This is a genomic window from Amphritea sp. GJ51-11 (assembly GCF_055808735.1).
The window spans coordinates 1,184,098-1,202,901 of the sequence record NZ_CM147881.1 but is presented as its reverse complement, the minus strand read 5'-3'; the positions used below and the strand labels follow the sequence as shown (position 1 = coordinate 1,202,901).

Genomic DNA, 18,804 nt, shown 5'->3' with positions numbered 1-18,804 from the left:
CAAAGGGTGGCCTATGGGCACCCCATTGGAGATTGACTATGAGCAGCATCGCATTAAAACTATTAAAACCACTGGGCTTGCCCGAAAAGCTAAGCCTAGCCCAGCTAGTCAAAGCCCTAGTGGTTCCCTTGAGCGGTATTTTGATCTTTCTGTTTATCTGGAATATCGCCGCCCGCAATATCCACACCTCGTTAGGTGAATTTCCCGGTCCCACACAGGTTTATGAGCAAAGCCTCAATCTATTATCAGAGCATAATCGCGAACGGCAAAAAGAGGTGGCTTTCCATCAGCGCCAAGATGTTCGTAATGCCAAAAAATTGGAAAAGAACCCCGACGCCGTGGTTAAAACTCGCCCCTACACCGGCAAACCCACCTTTATCGATCAAATCGGCACAAGCCTGATCACCGTATTAGCCGGCTTCTTTGCCGCCTCGCTGATTGCCATTCCGGCAGGGATTGTTATCGGTCTCAACAAAACCCTCTATAGTGCCTTTAATCCAGTCATTCAATTATTCAAACCGGTCTCCCCCTTAGCCTGGCTACCGTTAGTGACCATGGTGGTCAGTGCCGTGTATGTCAGTGATGAGCCGATGTTTGCCAAATCCTTTGTCACCTCACTCATCACCGTCTCCCTCTGCTGTCTCTGGCCAACGCTGCTCAACACCGCGGTTGGCGTATCGACGATCAGCGCCGACCTCAACAATGTCAGCAAGGTGCTGCGACTCTCTTGGTTAACACACGTCATCAAGATTGTTATCCCTTCGGCTATTCCAATGATCTTCACCGGTCTTCGGCTCTCATTGGGTATCGCTTGGATGGTGTTAATCGCTGCCGAGATGCTGGCACAAAACCCAGGGCTAGGTAAGTTTGTCTGGGATGAATTTCAGAATGGCAGCTCCAACTCCCTCGGACGCATCATGGTGGCCGTGCTAGTGATTGGCCTGATCGGTTTTATGCTCGATCGCATCATGTTAGTTCTGCAGAAAAAAGTATCTTGGGACAAATCCGTCGAATTACGCTAAGGCAGCATTAAGGAGAAAACTGATGACTACCACTAAACACCTTGAGCTTACCGGCGTCGACATCGACTTCCCGACGCCTAGCGGCCCGTTTAAAGCGCTGAGTAATGTTAATTTAAAGATTGATCGGGGCGAATTTGTATCCCTGATTGGGCATTCAGGCTGCGGCAAATCAACCGTTCTCAATATTGTTGCCGGTTTATACCAGGCCACCCAAGGCGGCGTGTTATTGGATGGCAAAGAAGTAAATGAACCCGGCCCCGAACGGGCGGTGGTATTTCAAAACCACTCCTTACTGCCTTGGTTAACCGCTTATGAGAACGTCGAACTGGCGGTCAAACAGGTTTTTAAAAAAACCAAAACCAAAGCGGAAATGAAAGACTGGATCGAATACAACTTACAGTTGGTGCATATGGATCATGCCATGCATAAACGCCCAGATGAAATTTCCGGTGGTATGAAGCAGCGAGTCGGCATCGCCCGAGCACTGGCGATGGAGCCAACCGTCATGCTGATGGATGAACCTTTTGGTGCCTTGGATGCCCTTACCCGCGCCCACCTGCAAGATTCTCTCATGGAGATTCAAGCTGACTTAAATAATACCGTGATTATGATTACCCACGATGTTGATGAAGCCGTGTTATTGTCCGATCGCATCGTCATGATGACCAACGGCCCTGCCGCCACTGTCGGTGAAATATTGGAGGTGAACTTAGAGCGTCCCCGGCACCGCCTTGAATTAGCCGATGATCCGCAATACAACCATTACCGGGCAGCGGTTTTAAGCTTTCTTTATGAGAAACAGCGAACCCCAGGCGACGCAGTGGCTAAACCCACGAGCAAACCCACCAGCAAAGTAACACCAAGTACGACTGAAACAGCCCCCGTTGAATCAATTCCGGCGGCAAGCAAGACTGACACAACCGCAACACAAAAGGATGATCAAGCAGCCTAACCTCTTAATAAACGTCAACAGCTTATGCCCGGCGATTGTCGGGCTTTTTATTTCTTCGTCCTTCACCGCCCTATTTCTTGCAGCCTGTTCTATACAACTGAGCAAACCACCCCGTAACACATACCGATGCCATCGCCACTGCCCAACAAGAGGGACTCCTTAGGGTGCACCACCTCGTAAACCACCCTATTCTTCGCCCCAACTCAGTGCGGCAAATATGTAACCTATACGAGAAAGCGGCCCATAAAAACATATAAGCCATTGAATATTAACAACATTTACAAATCAGGCACGTTCTCTGCTATATACTAAGCGCCTATCTTAGGCTTCTCATATTTTTTTGGACAATGGTGTTCATCCTCCAGTACTTCGCACTTGTACTGGTTGGTGAATGCCATTTTTTTGGATTTTTTTATGCCTAAAGCTCATCTCATCATTATTGGTAACGGCATGGCTGCTGGCCGATTGCTGGACGAGATTCTAAAACGGAATCCGGATCAGTACCGGATCACCGTGTTTGGCGCAGAAGGCTATGCCAACTACAACCGCATTATGCTCTCCACAGTACTCGCCGGTGAGATGCAGGCAGACGATATAGTGACCCACTCAGAACAGTGGTATCAGGATCACCATATCGCACTTCATAGCAACGACCCGGTCAGCACCATCGATACCGCTAAACAAACCCTGCGTTGCCAAAGCGGCACAGCGTTCAGCTATGACAAACTGGTACTGGCCACCGGGTCTAACCCGATCATGCCTAACATCCGTGGTAATGACCTCGATGGCGTCTTAACTTTTCGCTCGCTCGCCGATATTGATCAGCTCATGGCTAAAGTGCCTCACATTCAGCATGCCACCGTTATCGGTGGTGGCCTACTCGGGTTAGAAGCCGCTTGGGGATTACGTCAGCAGGGGCTCGAGGTAACCGTTATTCATCGTGGACAGTGGTTACTGAATCGCCAGCTTGATGCCACCGCCGGTGAATACTTAAAACAATCACTGGAATCCCGTGGCATCCATTTTCAGTTAAATGCCGAGATAGACAAGTTTGCCTCTGAGCCAAGCGCCGAGATACAAGGTGACTCAGCGTCATCAAGCGCAATCAGTCAAATCATCTTAAAGGATGGCGTGGTTATTAACACCGGACTCGCCGTGATTGCCATCGGCATCAGCCCTAACCATGCACTGGCTGAACGTAGCGGCCTAGCATGCGATCGAGGCATCCTAATCAATGACCAGCTGCAAAGCTCAGTAACAAACGTCTACGCCTTAGGTGAATGCTCACAGTTTGGCCAACACACCTTTGGCCTAGTGGCGCCTATTTGGAATCAGGCCCGTGTGCTCGCTGATCAACTTTGTCTAACATCCGACCAGCGTTTCAGCCTGCAACCCTGCGCCACCAAACTCAAAGTATCCGGTATTGATCTGTTCTCCGCCGGTGAATATCTCGATAGCCCCGCGAGCGAATCCGTTGTCTATCAAGACCCGGCCAACGGTGTGTATCGCAAACTTATTTTCCGGCAACAAAAACTGGCCGGTGCAGTGCTGTTTGGCGCTGTTAACGAAGGTAACTGGTATTTCGAGCTGATTCAGGCCCAGCAAAAAGTACAACACCTAGCCCCAGACATGATCTTCGGCCGACGTTATTGCAACGCTGAATCAATCGCCCAATTAACCCCTGCCGCTGTCCCTCATTTTGACACCGCAGCCCCCGCATTAAGCTTGGCAACAGGAGCGACCTCATGAATAAAACAAAACTACTCATCGCCGGTAACGGCATGGTGGGCCATCAATTTCTGCAAAGCCTGGCCGACAATGACCAGTTAGCACATTTTGATATCACCGTTTTCTGTGAAGAGAGCCGACTGGCCTACGATCGTGTTCACCTAAGCGCCTATTTTTCCGGTGCCACGGCTGACGATTTAGCGATGGGGGACGCCGAGGTCTATCGCCGCTGGGGGCTCACCGTGCTCACCGATGAAAAAGTCATTGCCATCGATAGAGACCAGCAATCGGTGACCACCGATAAAGGCCAGCAACTGAGTTATGACAAATTAGTACTGGCAACCGGATCCTATCCTTTTGTTCCTCCCGTACCCGGCCATGATCGGCAACAGTGTTTGGTCTACCGTACCCTTGATGACTTAGACGCCATCGCCGCCGTGGCCAAAAATGCCACGGTGGGTACGGTTGTCGGTGGAGGCCTACTCGGGCTGGAAGCGGCCAAAGCACTAACCGATTTGGGACTCAAAACCCATGTAGTTGAATTCGCCCCTCGTCTGATGGCGGTACAGCTAGATGATGGCGGCGGTGCCCTGCTACGGCAAAAAATCGAAGCGCTGGGAGTCAGCGTACATACGGAAAAAAATACCCAACTGATCGATGATGGCGAACACTGTTTTCATAAAATGAACTTTGCCGATGGTGAAGTCTTAGAAACCGATCTAATCCTCTTCTCGGCCGGTATCCGCCCTCGGGATGAGCTTGCCCGCCAGAGCGGGCTTGAAGTCGGCGAACGTGGTGGCATCGTCATCAACAATCACTGCCAAACCTCGGATCCGGCCATCTATGCCATAGGTGAATGTGCCCTATGGAATAAACAGATCTTTGGTCTGGTCGCGCCGGGTAATCAGATGGCTAAAGTGGCGGTCTCTCACCTGAGTGGTGGCAACGACAGTTTTACCGGTGCCGATATGAGCACCAAACTCAAGCTGATGGGTGTTGATGTTGCCAGTATTGGCGATGCCCATAGCCGTACTCCCGGCGCACGTAACTACACCTTCGTGGATGAGCGTGAAGCGGTGTACAAAAAACTGGTGGTTTCAGACGATGGTAAGCAGTTACTCGGAGCCATCTTAGTAGGCGAAGCGGAAAACTACGGCACATTATTACAATACATGCTTAACGGTATTCCGCTACCCGAATACCCCGACACATTAATTTTGCCCCACCGTGGCGATGATGAACAAACCGGTCTAGGCGTGGCCGCGCTACCGGAAACCGCGCAGATCTGTTCCTGCCATGATGTCAGTAAAGCCGATGTGCGGGCAGCACTCGATGGCGGCTGTTGCTCATTAGCCGATGTAAAGGGTAGCACCAAGGCGGCCACTGGCTGCGGCGGTTGCGCAGCACTGCTGACGGACTTAGTTAATCATGAATTAGAAGAGCTGGGCGTTGAGGTTAATCGCGACCTGTGTGAACACTTCCCCTACTCACGTCAGGATCTTTACAACATTATCCGCGTTGAAGAGATCCGAAGCTTTGATGAATTACTAGAACAACAGGGTCGTGGCCACGGCTGTGAAATCTGCCGCCCCGCCGTTGGCAGCATGTTGGCCTCCTGCTGGAACGATTATATTCTCAGTGAGAAGAACGTAAGCCTGCAGGATACCAACGATACTTTTATGGCCAATATGCAGAAAGATGGCACTTATTCAGTGGTGCCACGAGTCGCTGGCGGTGAAATAACCGCCGATAAACTGATCGTACTCGGGCAAGTGGCCAAACAGTATAACCTCTACAGTAAAATCACCGGCGGTCAACGAGTCGATCTATTTGGCGCCCGTCTGGAACAGTTGCCGGAGATCTGGAAAATCCTGATTGATGCGGGTTTCGAAACCGGTCATGCCTACGGCAAATCATTGCGGACTGTTAAATCCTGCGTCGGCAGCACCTGGTGTCGTTTTGGAGTCGATGATAGTGCTGGCTTAGCGATCGACTTGGAGAACCGTTACAAGGGCCTGCGTGCCCCCCATAAAATCAAGTTTGCAGTTTCAGGCTGCACTCGCGAATGCGCCGAAGCACAAAGTAAAGATATCGGCATTATCGCCACCGAAAAAGGCTGGAACCTGTATGTCTGCGGTAACGGTGGCATGAAACCCCGCCACGGTGATCTCTTTGCCACCGATCTTGATCGCGACACCCTGATCCGTTACATCGACCGTATTCTGATGTTCTATATCAAAACAGCGGACCGTTTGCAGCGCACCTCCGTTTGGATGGAAAATATGCAGGGCGGGCTGGATTACCTACGCCAGGTGGTTATCGAAGACAGCCTCAAGCTAGGGGCAGAACTAGAACAGCAGATGGCATTGGTGGTCTCCCGTTATCAGTGTGAATGGAAAACCACCTTGGAAAATCCCGAGGCTCTTAAGCGCTTCCGTCACTTTGTGAATACCGAGGCGCAGGACAGCAATATTGTCTTTGTTGAAGAACGACAGCAGATTCGCCCAGCCACCGCTGACGAAAAAAATCTTATCGCCGCCGAACCGATCAAGTTGGTTGGTTAATACAGAGGACAGCCGAATGACTACAAATACTCACTGGACTGCGGTGTGCAGCCAACATGACCTAATCGCTGATTCAGGCATCTGCGCATTGATCAAAGAGACCCAGGTCGCCCTGTTCTATATCAAGCAACAGCAGACCGTCTTTGCGATTGCTAACCACGACCCCTTTAGTCAAGCCAATGTCCTGTCACGGGGATTAGTTGGCTCAAAGGGTGATCAACTATTTGTCGCCTCACCGGTCTACAAACAGCACTTCTGCCTTGAAACTGGACGCTGCCTCGATGATGAGAACACCCGCATCCAAGCGTGGCCGGCCCGTATCGAGAATGGTCAGGTCGAGGTACTGATCTAAGCGCTAGTGATAAACACGGTATAAAAGCCACTAAAACTCAGCTAACCTTCGCCACACAGGAAGCCTATCGATGACCCATGCAGCCAAGCCGGAAACCTGTCAGGTAAAAACCACCTGCCCTTATTGTGGCGTTGGCTGCGGCGTTAACGCTACGGTCAGTCATAACCAACTGATTGCGGTCAGCGGTGACAAAGACCACCCCGCCAATCTCGGACGTCTTTGCGTCAAAGGCTCTGCTCTACATGAAACCACCGATTTAGATGGGCGGCTGCTCAGCCCCCAAATTAATGGCCAAACGGCCAGTTGGGATCAAGCGATTAACCATGTCGCGCAGAGCTTTCGTCAAACGATTGAACAGCATGGCCCCGATTCAGTGGCGTTCTACCTTTCAGGACAGATTCTGACCGAGGACTATTATGTCGCCAATAAGCTGATGAAAGGCTTTATCGGATCGGCCAATGTCGACACTAATTCGCGCCTCTGTATGTCATCCGCAGTGGCAGCACACAAGCGAGCCTTTGGTGCGGACCTAGTACCCGGCTGCTATGACGATCTCGAGCAGGCGGATCTGTTAGTGCTGGTCGGTTCTAATACCGCATGGGCACACCCGGTAATCTATCAACGTATCCTCGCGGCAAAGAAAAAACGTCCAACAATGAACGTTGTCGTAATCGACCCTCGCCGTACCGCCACCTGTGATATGGCTGATCTACATCTACCTGTCACGCCCGGTAGCGATGGTTATCTATTTACCGGTTTGTTGAGCTATCTGGCCGATCATGACGCGCTCGACAAACACTATATTCAACAACATACCGAAGGCTTTGATAACGCCCTAGACGCGGCGAAAACGCTTACTGCGAGCCTGTCACAAACGGCGCAACATTGCGGTTTGGATGAGCAAAGCCTTAAGCAGTTTTATCAACTTTTTAGCCGTACCGATAAAGTCGTCACACTCTTTTCTCAAGGCATCAATCAATCGTCATCTGGGGTCGATAAAGGCAACGCCATTATCAACTGCCACCTCGCCACCGGCCGTATCGGCAAACCGGGCGCTACCCCTTTTTCGATTACCGGTCAGCCTAACGCCATGGGGGGGCGAGAGGTCGGAGGCCTCGCTAATCAACTGGCCGCCCATATGGACTTTAGCGATCCAGCCAATATCGCACGGGTTAAGCGGTTTTGGCAGGCACCCAAAATCGCTCGCACTGAAGGCCTAAAAGCCGTGGATCTGTTTCAGGCTGTCGACGAGGGCCGCATCAAAGCGATCTGGATAATCGGCACCAACCCCGTGGTCAGCATGCCCGATGCCGATTTAGTTCGCCGGGCACTATTACGATGCGAACAGGTAGTGGTTTCCGATTGTATGGCAAAAACCGACACTACCGCCTGTGCTAATGTATTACTCCCCGCCACCGGCTGGGCTGAAAAAGACGGCACAGTGACCAACTCCGAACGCGTTATCTCCCGCCAACGCGGCTTTTTAGCGCCTCCCGGAGAGAGCCGTCACGATTGGCAGATTATCTGCGCGGTCGCCCGTGCGATGGGGTTTGAACAGGATTTTGCGTTTAACTCCCCCAGCGAGATCTTTGCCGAACATGCAGCACTCTCGGGCTATGAAAATAAGGGTCAACGATACTTTAATATCTCTGGCCTCGCACACCTCTCAGCAACACAGTATCAACAGCTAGAACCGGTAAGGTGGCCTTGCATCGAAGGCCAGCAAGAGCAATCACCTCGACTGTTCAGCGACGGACGCTTTAATACTCCCTCAGGCCGGGCGCGCATGCTACCGATTACCCCTCAAGCGCCGCTTAATAAACTATCTGAAGAGTATCCACTAATACTCAATACCGGTCGCATACGGGATCAATGGCACACTATGACCCGAACCGGCAAAACTAGCCGCTTGCTGAACCATATCGACCAACCCTATATCGAACTCGCGTTAGCCGATGCCGAAGAGTACGGTATCGCTGAGCAAGACCTGGTTGAAATCCGCAGTCCCCAGGGTCGCTGCCTCGTAAAAGCCAAGTTATCCTCAAATCAACGACCTGGTTCGGTGTTCATGCCGATCCATTGGAGTGCACAATTTGCCTCGGCAGCCAGGGTGGATAGCCTATTTACATCGATTAAGGACCCTCTATCCGGCCAGCCTGAAGCCAAGCACTGCCCTGTCCAGATAGGTAAAGTTGACAGCCATTGGCAGGCTCTTCTGATCACCGAGCAATCACTGGCGACGCTGCCCTGTGAATACTGGTGTAAAATTCCGCTACCAAATGGATTTCGATATGAACTGAGCGGGGCGCAGTTACCCGCCGACTGGAAATCGTGGTTAGCCCAGCTTATTGAGCCCTGCGACGATCTCATCGAACTCAATAGCGCCTCAACCTACCGCATGGTGAGTTTTCAGCAACAGCGCCCCACGCAACTCTTTTTTGCCTCTACCGGAGCGCTACCCAGCAGCGCTTGGCTAAGCAAACAGTTTCAGCAATCTATAGATACCCCTGCCCAACGAATGTCGTTACTGGCCGGTAAGCCGATGGACAACAAAGACGAGTGCGGCGCCATCATCTGCAGCTGCTTTGAAGTGGGTGAACACACGATTCGCCAAGCAATCCGTCAAGGGGCTAACAGCACCGACAAACTGGCCGCACAATTAAAGTGTGGTAGCAACTGTGGCTCTTGCCTGCCAGAGATCAGAACGATACTGAGCTAAGGGAGTTAAAACAGCGCTTTGATGCCATCCAGATAACCGTTATCCCAGGCAACACCCGCCCAGACGACCCAGGTCATATTGAGCATCATAAACACCGCGGCGGAGCCCATATCCTTGGCCCGCCCAGCCAATTCATGATATTCAGGCCCCCAACGATCGACCACCGCTTCGATAGCCGAGTTAACAATTTCAAACGCCAAAACTAAAAAGCAGCAGGCTAACAAAAGCGCTAGCTGCATACCCGACTCCGCCAGCCAAAAAGCTGCCGGAAACATCACCACCGCCGCCATAACCTCATAGCGGAAGGCCGGCTCTTCAACCCAAGCCGCCTTAATACCTTGCAGTGAATATTTAGTGGCATAATAGAAACGCGTAATGCCGGTACGTTTAATCTGATGCATCTGAATGGCTACTTCTGGTTTGTGAAGCTGGCATTAAAACATGAAAAGAAGGGTCATACCACGGCTCGCAAGACAGCTTAACAAAGATGCAATAAGTCCTGCTTCGCTCTTGCCTCTCTTGGATTTGTGTCAGGCTCAAAGTCCAAAAAGTACTCGAATAGTACCGTATTTCAACAAAAAGCAGCGCCGAAATAACTTCCGTGCGGACATCCCACAGCAAAAGCCACTCAAGAGAACTCATCGCAGCATTATCCGCTTAAAAAGCAATCCGTTGAATGCTATAGTTAGCCCCGCACAGGCCACACTCAGAGCGTACTTAGCAGCAAGTGAAGATTGACTCTGTCAGCGGTTGTGCTGTCGACAACGGATGTAGTGATAATCTGCCTTCACCGCAGAAGTCGTAAGGATAGATCGTTTCTCTCTGGAAAATTACATTATCAGATGCTTAATCATAAAGTAGATGAACAGCTGAGCCTGCTCAGTCTGGCACAATTAAATAATCTGTTGGAAAAACTTAATCAAAAAGTCGCAGACAAAAAGCAGGCCATTAAAGCGGCCAGCAAACTTCCTCCCCGCACCCAAAATGATATTCAAAAACTGGCAGAACTGCAGGGACTGGATCTCAGCGGTCTGATGCGGGAAATATCCAAACGCTGACCGTTATAATTTAGGCCCGATGCTCAACATGACTGTAGAAAAACAGACCTCACAGCTTAACCGAACATTCACCGTTGCCCCTATGATGGAGTGGACTGATCGACATTGTCGTTATTTCCACCGTCTGATCAGCGACAACGCGGTGCTTTATACCGAAATGGTAACCACCGGCGCACTGATTCACGGTGATCAACAACGGTTTCTACGCTATAGCGAGCCGGAACACCCGCTCGCACTTCAGCTTGGCGGCAGTCATCCCCAAGAGCTCGCCAGTTGCAGCCGCATGGCCGAAGATGCCGGCTATGATGAGGTTAACCTCAATGTCGGCTGCCCCAGCGACAGGGTACAGAACAATATGATCGGTGCTTGCCTCATGGCACACCCAGAATTAGTCGCTGAATGCCTTGCAACCATGCAAGCCGCCGTAACAATACCCGTCACCATTAAGCACCGCTTGGGAATCGACGACATGGATAGCTACGAAGCACTTCATCAATTCGTCGCAACGGTCAGCCAATCTGGCTGTAAAACCTTTATAATCCATGCCAGAAAAGCGATACTGCAAGGCTTAAGCCCAAAAGAAAATCGGGATATACCGCCGCTAAAATATGAGTGGGTCTATCAGATTAAACAGGCATTTCCTGAATTGGAAATACTGATCAATGGCGGCATTAAAACGCTGGCAGAAAGCCGTACACACCTACAGCATGTTGATGGCGTCATGATTGGCCGCGAAGCCTATCACAACCCCTATATGATGACGGAAGTTGATGCTTTGTATCAGCCTGACGCAGCGGTAAAAACTCGCTTGCAGATTATCGAACAGATGTACCCCTATATCGAAGCCGAATTAAAACAGGGTTGCTACCTAGGACATATCACTCGCCATCTACTAGGGTTGTTTCACGGTCAGCCCGGCGGTCGTCAATTTCGTCGCTATCTGAGTGAAAATGCCCATAAAGCCGGCGCTGATGTCGATGTGTTAAAACGTGCCGTTGATAAAGTCATATCTATCTAAAAGATTAAGGAATACTAAACATGGAAAGCCAGCTGGATCAGCTCAAAAAAATGACCACCATTGTTGCCGATACTGGCGATATCAATGCGATCAGAGACCTGAGACCCGTTGATGCAACCACCAACCCCTCACTGTTACTGAAAGCCAGCCAAGATCCTGCTTACCGCCCCTATCTTGAACAGGCTAAAAGCTGGGCACTGAGCCAAGCCGGTAGTGATGCAGAACAGCTAGCCAATATGACCGACAAGCTAGCAGTGTTAGCCGGGTATGAAATTCTCTCGCTAATCCCTGGACGCATCTCCACGGAGGTCGATGCACGACTCTCCTTTGATACCTTGGCAACGATCGAAAAAGCTAAAAAGCTCATCGGCCTATATAACGAGGCAGGTATCAGTAATGATCGAGTGCTGATAAAAATAGCCTCTACATGGGAAGGCATCGAAGCAGCACGACAGCTGGAAAAAGAGGGTATCAACTGTAACCTAACACTGCTATTTGGTTTCGCTCAGGCGGTTGCCTGTGCTGATGCTGGCGCCTTTTTAATCTCACCTTTTGTTGGCCGCATCCTCGACTGGCATAAAGGCCATAACCCTGAAGGCACAGACTTCAACGGCGCAAAAGATCCTGGTGTACAATCCGTGAGTCGTATCTACAACTATTACAAACATCACGGCTATAACACTGTCGTCATGGGTGCGAGCTTCCGCAATAGCGAGGAGATTCGTCAACTGGCGGGCTGCGATCGTCTGACCATCAGCCCAGCCTTGATCTCAGAACTGGCCGACACCCAACTACCGCTGGACCAAAAACTGTTTGCCGACAATCCGCTGTGCAATGAAGTTAAGCTCGAGAATAACGAGCAAGCATTCCGTTGGGCAATGAACGAAGATGCAATGGCGACAGAAAAACTAGCGGAAGGCATCCGTAACTTTGCCTCCGACCAAGTGAAATTGGAGCAGCTCCTTCTGAAGATCTAAACTTCGAGATTAATAGCGTCTGCCATTAACGAAAAAACGCATCCTTTGGGATGCGTTTTTTATATATAGACACTATCGTTCAATGAACGATCATTGAAAATTTAGGCAGCCAGAATGCGGAGCATTCTTCACCCGTCCCGACTAGAACTGATCTTCATCGAAGGCGGCAACTTGACCATCATTCACTAAGAACTCACGCCGCTGCAGATAAGCATCACGCATCGCTATATAGCGATCACCTCTCAACAGCTCTTCCGCCGCAAACAACCCTGCCCGTGTATCAACAACCCTTAATCCGTACAGCTGATTACGAGTACGGATAGGATTAACCTCCCCGACAGGATCAACCATAGAATCCGGTATTCGGCCAATACCATCACGAACGTTGGATGGTCCCAAAAAGGGCAGCACTAAATAAGGGCCGGTTTCCATCCCCCAATACCCCAATGTCTGACCAAAATCTTCATTATGCTCAGGCAGCCCCATAGGGGTGGCAACATCAATAAGCCCCCCCAAACCAATAGTGGTATTAAATACAACTCGAGAAAAATCTTTCACTGCCGCTTCAGGCTTAAACTGCAGTACATTATTGACAATACTACCAACGTCAGCGAGATTTCCGAAAAAATTACCAACCCCAGTTTCAATAATATCTGGCGTAACCGCTTGGTAACCCTGAGTAACGGGCTTCAATGCATAGCGATCAAGCGCCGCATTAAAACTAAACATCGCCCGGTTAAACCCTTCCCATGGATCCACTTCAGCTTGTTGCTCAGCCAATGCAGGCAATGAAAGCTGAAGGATAAAAGCAGTCAAAAATAGACGTTTGAACATCGACATAAACAGCATCCCTAACCAAAAACAGTCACCGACCCCATTGTGCATCACAACATAAACGATTGCGACTACCAAATAGCCTTAAAAACCAAGCCACCAAAGCATCGTCGAATCTACGAGTAAACAACAAACAAAACCTAGACAAACAAAAAGGGCCCCAAAGGGCCCTTTTCTCAAGCTTTATCTTATAAAAAGATTAGAAGCTTACGTTGTAACCAACTGCGATTGTATCTACAGCGCTACCAGCATCTTCTGCATCGCCATCAGCTTCGATGTAGTTAGCGAATACGAATGCTTGGTTGCCCAGTTTTTGCTGAACTTCAGCAATGTAACGGTTACCTTCATCAACATCAGCAGCGTTATCACCGAAAGCAGTGTAAGAACCCAGCAGAGTTGTGTTACCCATAGAGTAAGAACCAGCCAGAACAACTACAGCATCGCCATCTTTACGGTTAACTTCGTCGTCTTCAACAGACAGACCTACGTAGAAGTTATCCGCTGAGTAGTTTACACCCAGAGAGTTGATGTTTTCATCAACAGTACCTTTGTACTGCAGAGTAGACAGTGCAACACCGAAACCACCCATAGAGTAGTTAGCTGCAACGTGAACTGCATCAACATCTTTACCAGTATCACCAGCATCAACGCCTGCATTGTTACGTGCAACGACAGCAGCAGCCAGTTTAAAACCGCTCATGTCTGGAGTTACGTATGCAGCAGAGTTACCCTGACGTCCGCCAGTAGTATAGCTGTGAGTTGTTTCAGTGTTAGCTGCAGCCATGATATCAGTTTTACCGATAGTCCACAGGTAAGCTGGCAACCACTGACGACCAACAGTTACTGTACCGAAATCACCGGTAGCACCAACGTAAGCCAAACGACCTTTGTTACCATTGGCAACGCCCAAAGCACCAGTTTCAGTGTTTACGTAAGTTTCAAAGTGAGCGATAGCAGTAGCGCCAGAGAACAGCTCAGAAGTCGCTTTGATACCGATACGTGAAGTGTTATCACCGATAGTGAAGTCTTTGTTGTCTTCAGAAGTACCTTGTACACGCAAAGAGCCGTACAGAGTAGCGTCAGCTTGAGCAACCATTGGAGCCGTCAGAGCACCGGCAACAGCCAGAGCGATCAGAGACTTTTTCATTAACATTTCCCCTTCAATATTTTAACGTACTAGTAGTTAAACTTTATAATTTCTTTGTTGGCCTTACGTCATCAACTACGCTCAGCTAACAAGAAAAATACTATAATTCAGAAATATATCAATCCCATGTGTGAAATAAATTCCCACATGGTCTCTATCCTGTCGGACTGACTACTAAAACAGCCCTTAGTATCTTGTGTGGCTTAAATAATTGACAAACCGAAGTTTAGCAATGCTTTAGCCTTTTCATTATAGGCGAAAAACCGTTTCAAACCTAAGTTTTAAAACCGCCCTTAATTAAATTTGTCGCATTACAACATAGCAGCAAGCGCTTGGCAACTCTTTAACCTTATTTTTTAGCTTGTTAAAGCGTTAAAAGCCTACGTCATTCACTAAGACTGATACAGATCAAAAAGTATACTCTGCAACTTTCAACATCATGAGCTAAACATAAACTTTTTAGACCTTAATCGACTAATCCAGATCTTTATTCAAGCTGCTGCCATAACTGTTTCAAGCGTTTTTCAGAAACCGTCATCCGAGTGCCTAACTGCTGAGCAAACAGTGATATGCGATACTCTTCTAGCATCCAGCGATAGCTATCGAGTTCGTCACTGTAACGGTTATGCTTAGCATTGAGTTCCGCCTGGCCTCGATACTGGCGAGTCAGCTGCTGTAACTGTTCACTTAACATGCGTTGTCGAGACAACTCTCGCTGATATTTTTCCAGCCGCTGCTCAATCCCGCTTAAATAGCGGGGATACGATGGCAACACGTCACTCGGCACCCGCAGTAGAAAGTCTTTGCATACCAAAGCCTCTAACTGCTGACGAATATCGGTAAGTATCGTAACGGCCTGAAGATTAACAGAGCCTGAAAGCTGCTTTTGAATGCCATGATAGTGTTTAGCAATCACCCCTAACAGTTCGGCCTGCTGTTCAGCCTGCTGACAATAATCACTTCGGTAGCGATTAAGACTGTCTTCGAACTGTTGTTGCGTGCGGATATCAACATCATCTTTTAGGAAGGTGGCAACCACAGCACTTAATAAACATTGCTCGTGTAACTGATTCCGACTCTGAACCTTGGCCAGCAAGATAGCCGTTTGCTGGAATCTCGGCAGGCGATTCTTGACGAAGCGAACCTGCTCACCCAATTGCAGGATAAAAAGACGTGCCAAGCCTATGCGGTTTTGGTGCACGGCCATCGCCCGATCATCAAATACTTTGAGTTCAACGCTGTCGCCACAGTCTTGCAATCCCGGATAGACTTCAAGCTCTAACCCGCCCGCCTGCTTTAAGGTAATCGCAGCAGGTAGATCGCCAAAATCCCAAAGGGTAATCCCTTTACGTCCCCAGCTCTCCGATGGTGCTTGCGTCAGTGCCTGTCGGGCCTGAGCGCCGAAATTCTGTTGCAACGCTTGCAGGTCACGCCCCTCGGTCACGGTATTACCTTTTTCACCGCGCAAGCGAATATTCACCCGGTAGTGGTCATCCAGCTTAACCGCATCCAGATCATCTTTGCTGATCCGTACACCGGTCATACGCTTAAGGTGTAATGCCAGCGCTTCATTCAATGAGCCTTCGGCAAATACCGCTGCCTCAACAAAAGCATCGACATAATCAGGGATCGGTACGAAATTCTTACGGAGCGATTTCGGCAGTCCTTTTAATAGCGCCACACATTTTTCTTTGAGCATACCCGGCACCAACCATTCGAGCCGTTCAGCAGAGATTTGATTCAACAGCACTAAAGGCGCCTGCAGAGTCACTCCGTCATCTTTCGCGCCCGGTTCAAAATGGTAACTAAGTTTTAACTTTGCGCCGTTAAGCATCAACTGTTCTGGATAACTAGCCCGGGTGACATGATCGGCAGAACGCTGCAGAAGGTCTTCTTCTTGCATAAAGAGAATCTTAGCATTGTGCTGTTCAGCCTCTTTGCGCCACGCTTCAAAACCAGCACCATTGACCACCGCTGCGCCATTATTCTCTTGCAATCGCAGCGTATAAAACTCGGCCAGAGTATCTTCGTCTACCAACAGATCTCGCCGGCGGGTTTTCGCTTCTAAGCCTTCAATAGAGTTCAGCAAACTGCGGTTATGACTGAAAAACTTACCTTGGGTGCTAAATTGACCCTCCACCAGCGCACTACGAATAAAAATCTGCTGGCTAACCTCTGGATCAATCCGGCCATAATGCACGTTACGTCCTGGCACGATAATCAGCCCATAGAGGGTTACTTGCTCTTGCGCCACCACCTGAGCTTTTTTCTTCTCCCAGTGAGGCTCCAAATAACTGCGTTTAACCAGATGACCGGCTAACGCCTCCGCCCATAGAGGATCGATACGCGCCACCATACGGGCATATAACCGACTGGTCTCGACCAATTCGGCAGCCATAACCCACTTAGGGGCTTTTTTATACAGCATAGAACCGGGAAAAATACTGAAACGGCGGTTACGGGCCCCGAGATACTCTTTATTTTCTTGCTTAAAGCCCATATTACCCAGCAAACCGGTCAACAACGATTTGTGCAAAGCATCGTAACTAGCCGGCTGGTTGTTCTCTTTGTAATCTAAATTACGGCAGATAAGGTGTAATTGACGATGCACATCCCGCCATTCACGCATCCGCATATAGGAGAGGAACTGTTTCTGGCAATACTTTCTTAGCTGGTTCTGACTCAGCGCCTGACGCTGTTCTTCATGCAGATTCCACAGGTTGATCAGGGTGACGAAATCCGATTCTTCGTCGGCATACTCTCGATGTTTCTGATCCGCTGCTTGCTGCTTATCCATCGGCCGTTCACGAGGGTCTTGCACACTGAGCGCGCTAGCGATAATAATCATCTCGCTCAAGCAGTTATTATCGACCGCGGCCAGCAACATCCGCCCGATTTTCGGGTCAACCGGCAAACGGCTCAATTGCCGGCCGAGTCGAGTCAGTTGCCGTTTATCATCCACCGCCCCCAACTCTTGCAGCAGTTTAAAGCCATCATTGATATAACGGCTATCCGGCGGATCAATAAAAGGAAACGCATCAATGGCACCGAGCCGCACATTGAGCATCTGTAAAATAACAGCGGCCAAGTTCGTCCGGCGAATTTCAGCATCGGTAAACTCAGGCCGAGCGTTAAAATCCTCTTCGGAATACAGACGAATACAGATACCTTCGGCCACCCGGCCACAGCGCCCCTTGCGCTGATTAGCACTGGCTTGAGATACCGGCTCGACCGGTAAACGTTGTACTTTTGAGCGATAACTATAGCGGCTGATACGTGCCAACCCCGGATCAATCACATAGCGAATACCCGGCACCGTCAATGAGGTTTCCGCCACATTGGTCGATAGCACAATGCGCCGCCCCGCGCCCCGAACCGACGAGAATATTTTGTTCTGTTCGGCCACACTCAAACGGGCATAGAGCGGCATCACTTCAATATGCCTTAAACGGCCTTGCTGTACCGCTTTACGAAGATATTCGGCAGCTTCACGGATCTCCCGCTCACCACTGAGGAATACCAGAATATCACCTGCGCCCGTAATACCTTTCTTGCGCTCTAACTGAACTAGCTCTTCAGCGGCACAAACGATCCCTTCCGGAATGCTTTTTTCGCTGTTGTCGTCCATCTCCTCCAATGGACGATAGTGCAGTTCAACCGGAAACGTGCGCCCAGATACTTCAATCACTGGAGCATTATTAAAATGTTTTGAGAACCGTTCAAGGTCGATAGTTGCTGAGGTGATAATGACTTTCAGGTTTGGACGCTTAGGTAAGATACGGTGTAAATAACCCAGCAAAAAGTCGATATTCAGACTGCGTTCGTGAGCCTCATCGATGATTAAGACTTCGTAACGTTCGAGGTAACGATCATTTTGCGTCTCGGCCAGCAGAATACCATCGGTCATCAGTTTAACTTGGGTATTGTCCGCGACCTGTTCGGTAAAGCGCACCTGATAACCTACGGTGCTACCCAAAGCCGTCTGTAGCTCTTCCGCGATACGGTTCGCAACCGTTCTCGCTGCCAATCGACGAGGCTGAGTATGGCCGATTAATCCGACCCGCCCTAAGCCTAATTCCAGACAGATTTTGGGGATCTGAGTAGTTTTACCCGAGCCAGTTTCACCCGCGATGACCACCACCTGATGTTCCGCAATAGCCTTGGCGATCTCTTCCCGCCGCCCACTGACCGGTAAATCGGGATAGCGAATCGGTTGGCTATAATCGCGCCGTGCGACCTTTTCTTCTGAACGCGATAACATCGCCTCGACATCATCCTGAAGCCGCTCAGCCGGTTTCTGTTCTTTGAGGCGCTTTTGCAGCTGCTGGATTTTTTTGCGAATCGCAAAACGATCGGCGATTAGGCAGTTATCCAATCGGGTATATAGTTGCTTAATAGTGGCAGTCACAATGGGGTAGTCAATTTACAAGCGG

13 protein-coding genes are annotated in these 18,804 nt (G+C 49.7%); 9 read left to right on the top strand and 4 right to left on the bottom strand.

The genetic code is table 11. The features are described from left to right. The first annotated feature begins 38 nt into the window (after nucleotides 1-38). The 6 genes from AC0L4K_RS05230 (at nucleotide 39) to AC0L4K_RS05205 (ending at nucleotide 9,337) form a co-directional block, all read left to right on the top strand. The gene (locus AC0L4K_RS05230; protein WP_417227943.1) at nucleotides 39-1,022 is read left to right on the top strand and encodes an ABC transporter permease; all 984 of its coding nucleotides are present in this window, start codon (nucleotides 39-41) and stop codon (nucleotides 1,020-1,022) included. A gap of 22 nt (nucleotides 1,023-1,044) precedes the next feature. Then, entirely contained in the window at nucleotides 1,045-1,974 is a 930-nt protein-coding gene (locus AC0L4K_RS05225) for an ABC transporter ATP-binding protein (RefSeq protein ID WP_473268465.1), read from the top strand. A gap of 414 nt (nucleotides 1,975-2,388) precedes the next feature. Continuing rightward, entirely contained in the window at nucleotides 2,389-3,723 is a 1,335-nt protein-coding gene (locus AC0L4K_RS05220; protein WP_473268464.1) for an NAD(P)/FAD-dependent oxidoreductase, read from the top strand. Next, nucleotides 3,720-6,266, top strand: a complete 2,547-nt coding sequence (gene nirB / locus AC0L4K_RS05215) for a nitrite reductase large subunit NirB (RefSeq protein WP_473268463.1) — start codon at nucleotides 3,720-3,722, stop codon at nucleotides 6,264-6,266. The genes AC0L4K_RS05220 and nirB overlap by 4 nt, the downstream gene beginning before the upstream one ends. Before the next feature lie 16 nt (nucleotides 6,267-6,282). Beyond that, nucleotides 6,283-6,618 (top strand): nitrite reductase small subunit NirD, encoded by a 336-nt coding sequence (nirD, locus tag AC0L4K_RS05210; protein ID WP_473268462.1) that lies wholly within the window; start codon nucleotides 6,283-6,285, stop codon nucleotides 6,616-6,618. A gap of 70 nt (nucleotides 6,619-6,688) precedes the next feature. After that, nucleotides 6,689-9,337, top strand: coding sequence for a nitrate reductase (locus AC0L4K_RS05205; protein ID WP_473268461.1), 2,649 nt, complete (start codon nucleotides 6,689-6,691; stop codon nucleotides 9,335-9,337). A 5-nt stretch (nucleotides 9,338-9,342) separates the two neighbouring features. Here the strand turns inward: AC0L4K_RS05205 and AC0L4K_RS05200 are convergent, their stop codons facing one another. Next, entirely contained in the window at nucleotides 9,343-9,738 is a 396-nt protein-coding gene (locus AC0L4K_RS05200) for a diacylglycerol kinase (protein WP_417227937.1), read from the bottom strand. Between the two features lie 441 nt (nucleotides 9,739-10,179). Here AC0L4K_RS05200 and AC0L4K_RS05195 point away from each other — a divergent pair, with 441 nt between their 5' ends. Genes AC0L4K_RS05195 through tal form a run of 3 tightly spaced genes read left to right on the top strand, consistent with a single transcriptional unit; the run spans nucleotide 10,180 to nucleotide 12,390 of the window. After that, nucleotides 10,180-10,395, top strand: a complete 216-nt coding sequence (locus AC0L4K_RS05195) for a hypothetical protein (RefSeq protein ID WP_473268460.1) — start codon at nucleotides 10,180-10,182, stop codon at nucleotides 10,393-10,395. A 28-nt stretch (nucleotides 10,396-10,423) separates the two neighbouring features. After that, on the top strand, nucleotides 10,424-11,413 hold the full coding sequence (dusA, locus tag AC0L4K_RS05190) for a tRNA dihydrouridine(20/20a) synthase DusA (protein WP_473268458.1): 990 nt from the start codon (nucleotides 10,424-10,426) through the stop codon (nucleotides 11,411-11,413). A 20-nt stretch (nucleotides 11,414-11,433) separates the two neighbouring features. Further along, on the top strand, nucleotides 11,434-12,390 hold the full coding sequence (gene tal / locus AC0L4K_RS05185; protein WP_473268457.1) for a transaldolase: 957 nt from the start codon (nucleotides 11,434-11,436) through the stop codon (nucleotides 12,388-12,390). Nucleotides 12,391-12,531: 141 nt separating this feature from the next. Here tal and AC0L4K_RS05180 read toward each other — a convergent pair whose 3' ends face one another. The 3 genes from AC0L4K_RS05180 to hrpA form a co-directional block, all read right to left on the bottom strand. Beyond that, the gene (locus tag AC0L4K_RS05180) at nucleotides 12,532-13,230 is read right to left on the bottom strand and encodes an MlaA family lipoprotein (RefSeq protein ID WP_473268456.1); all 699 of its coding nucleotides are present in this window, start codon (nucleotides 13,228-13,230) and stop codon (nucleotides 12,532-12,534) included. A 193-nt stretch (nucleotides 13,231-13,423) separates the two neighbouring features. Continuing rightward, nucleotides 13,424-14,371 carry a porin gene (locus tag AC0L4K_RS05175; RefSeq protein WP_473268455.1) on the bottom strand — a complete coding sequence of 316 codons (948 nt, stop codon included), beginning with the start codon at nucleotides 14,369-14,371 and terminating at the stop codon, nucleotides 13,424-13,426. Nucleotides 14,372-14,858: 487 nt separating this feature from the next. Beyond that, nucleotides 14,859-18,779: an ATP-dependent RNA helicase HrpA gene (gene hrpA, locus AC0L4K_RS05170; protein WP_473268454.1), complete on the bottom strand. Its 3,921-nt coding sequence runs from the start codon at nucleotides 18,777-18,779 to the stop codon at nucleotides 14,859-14,861. Nucleotides 18,780-18,804: the final 25 nt, after the last annotated feature.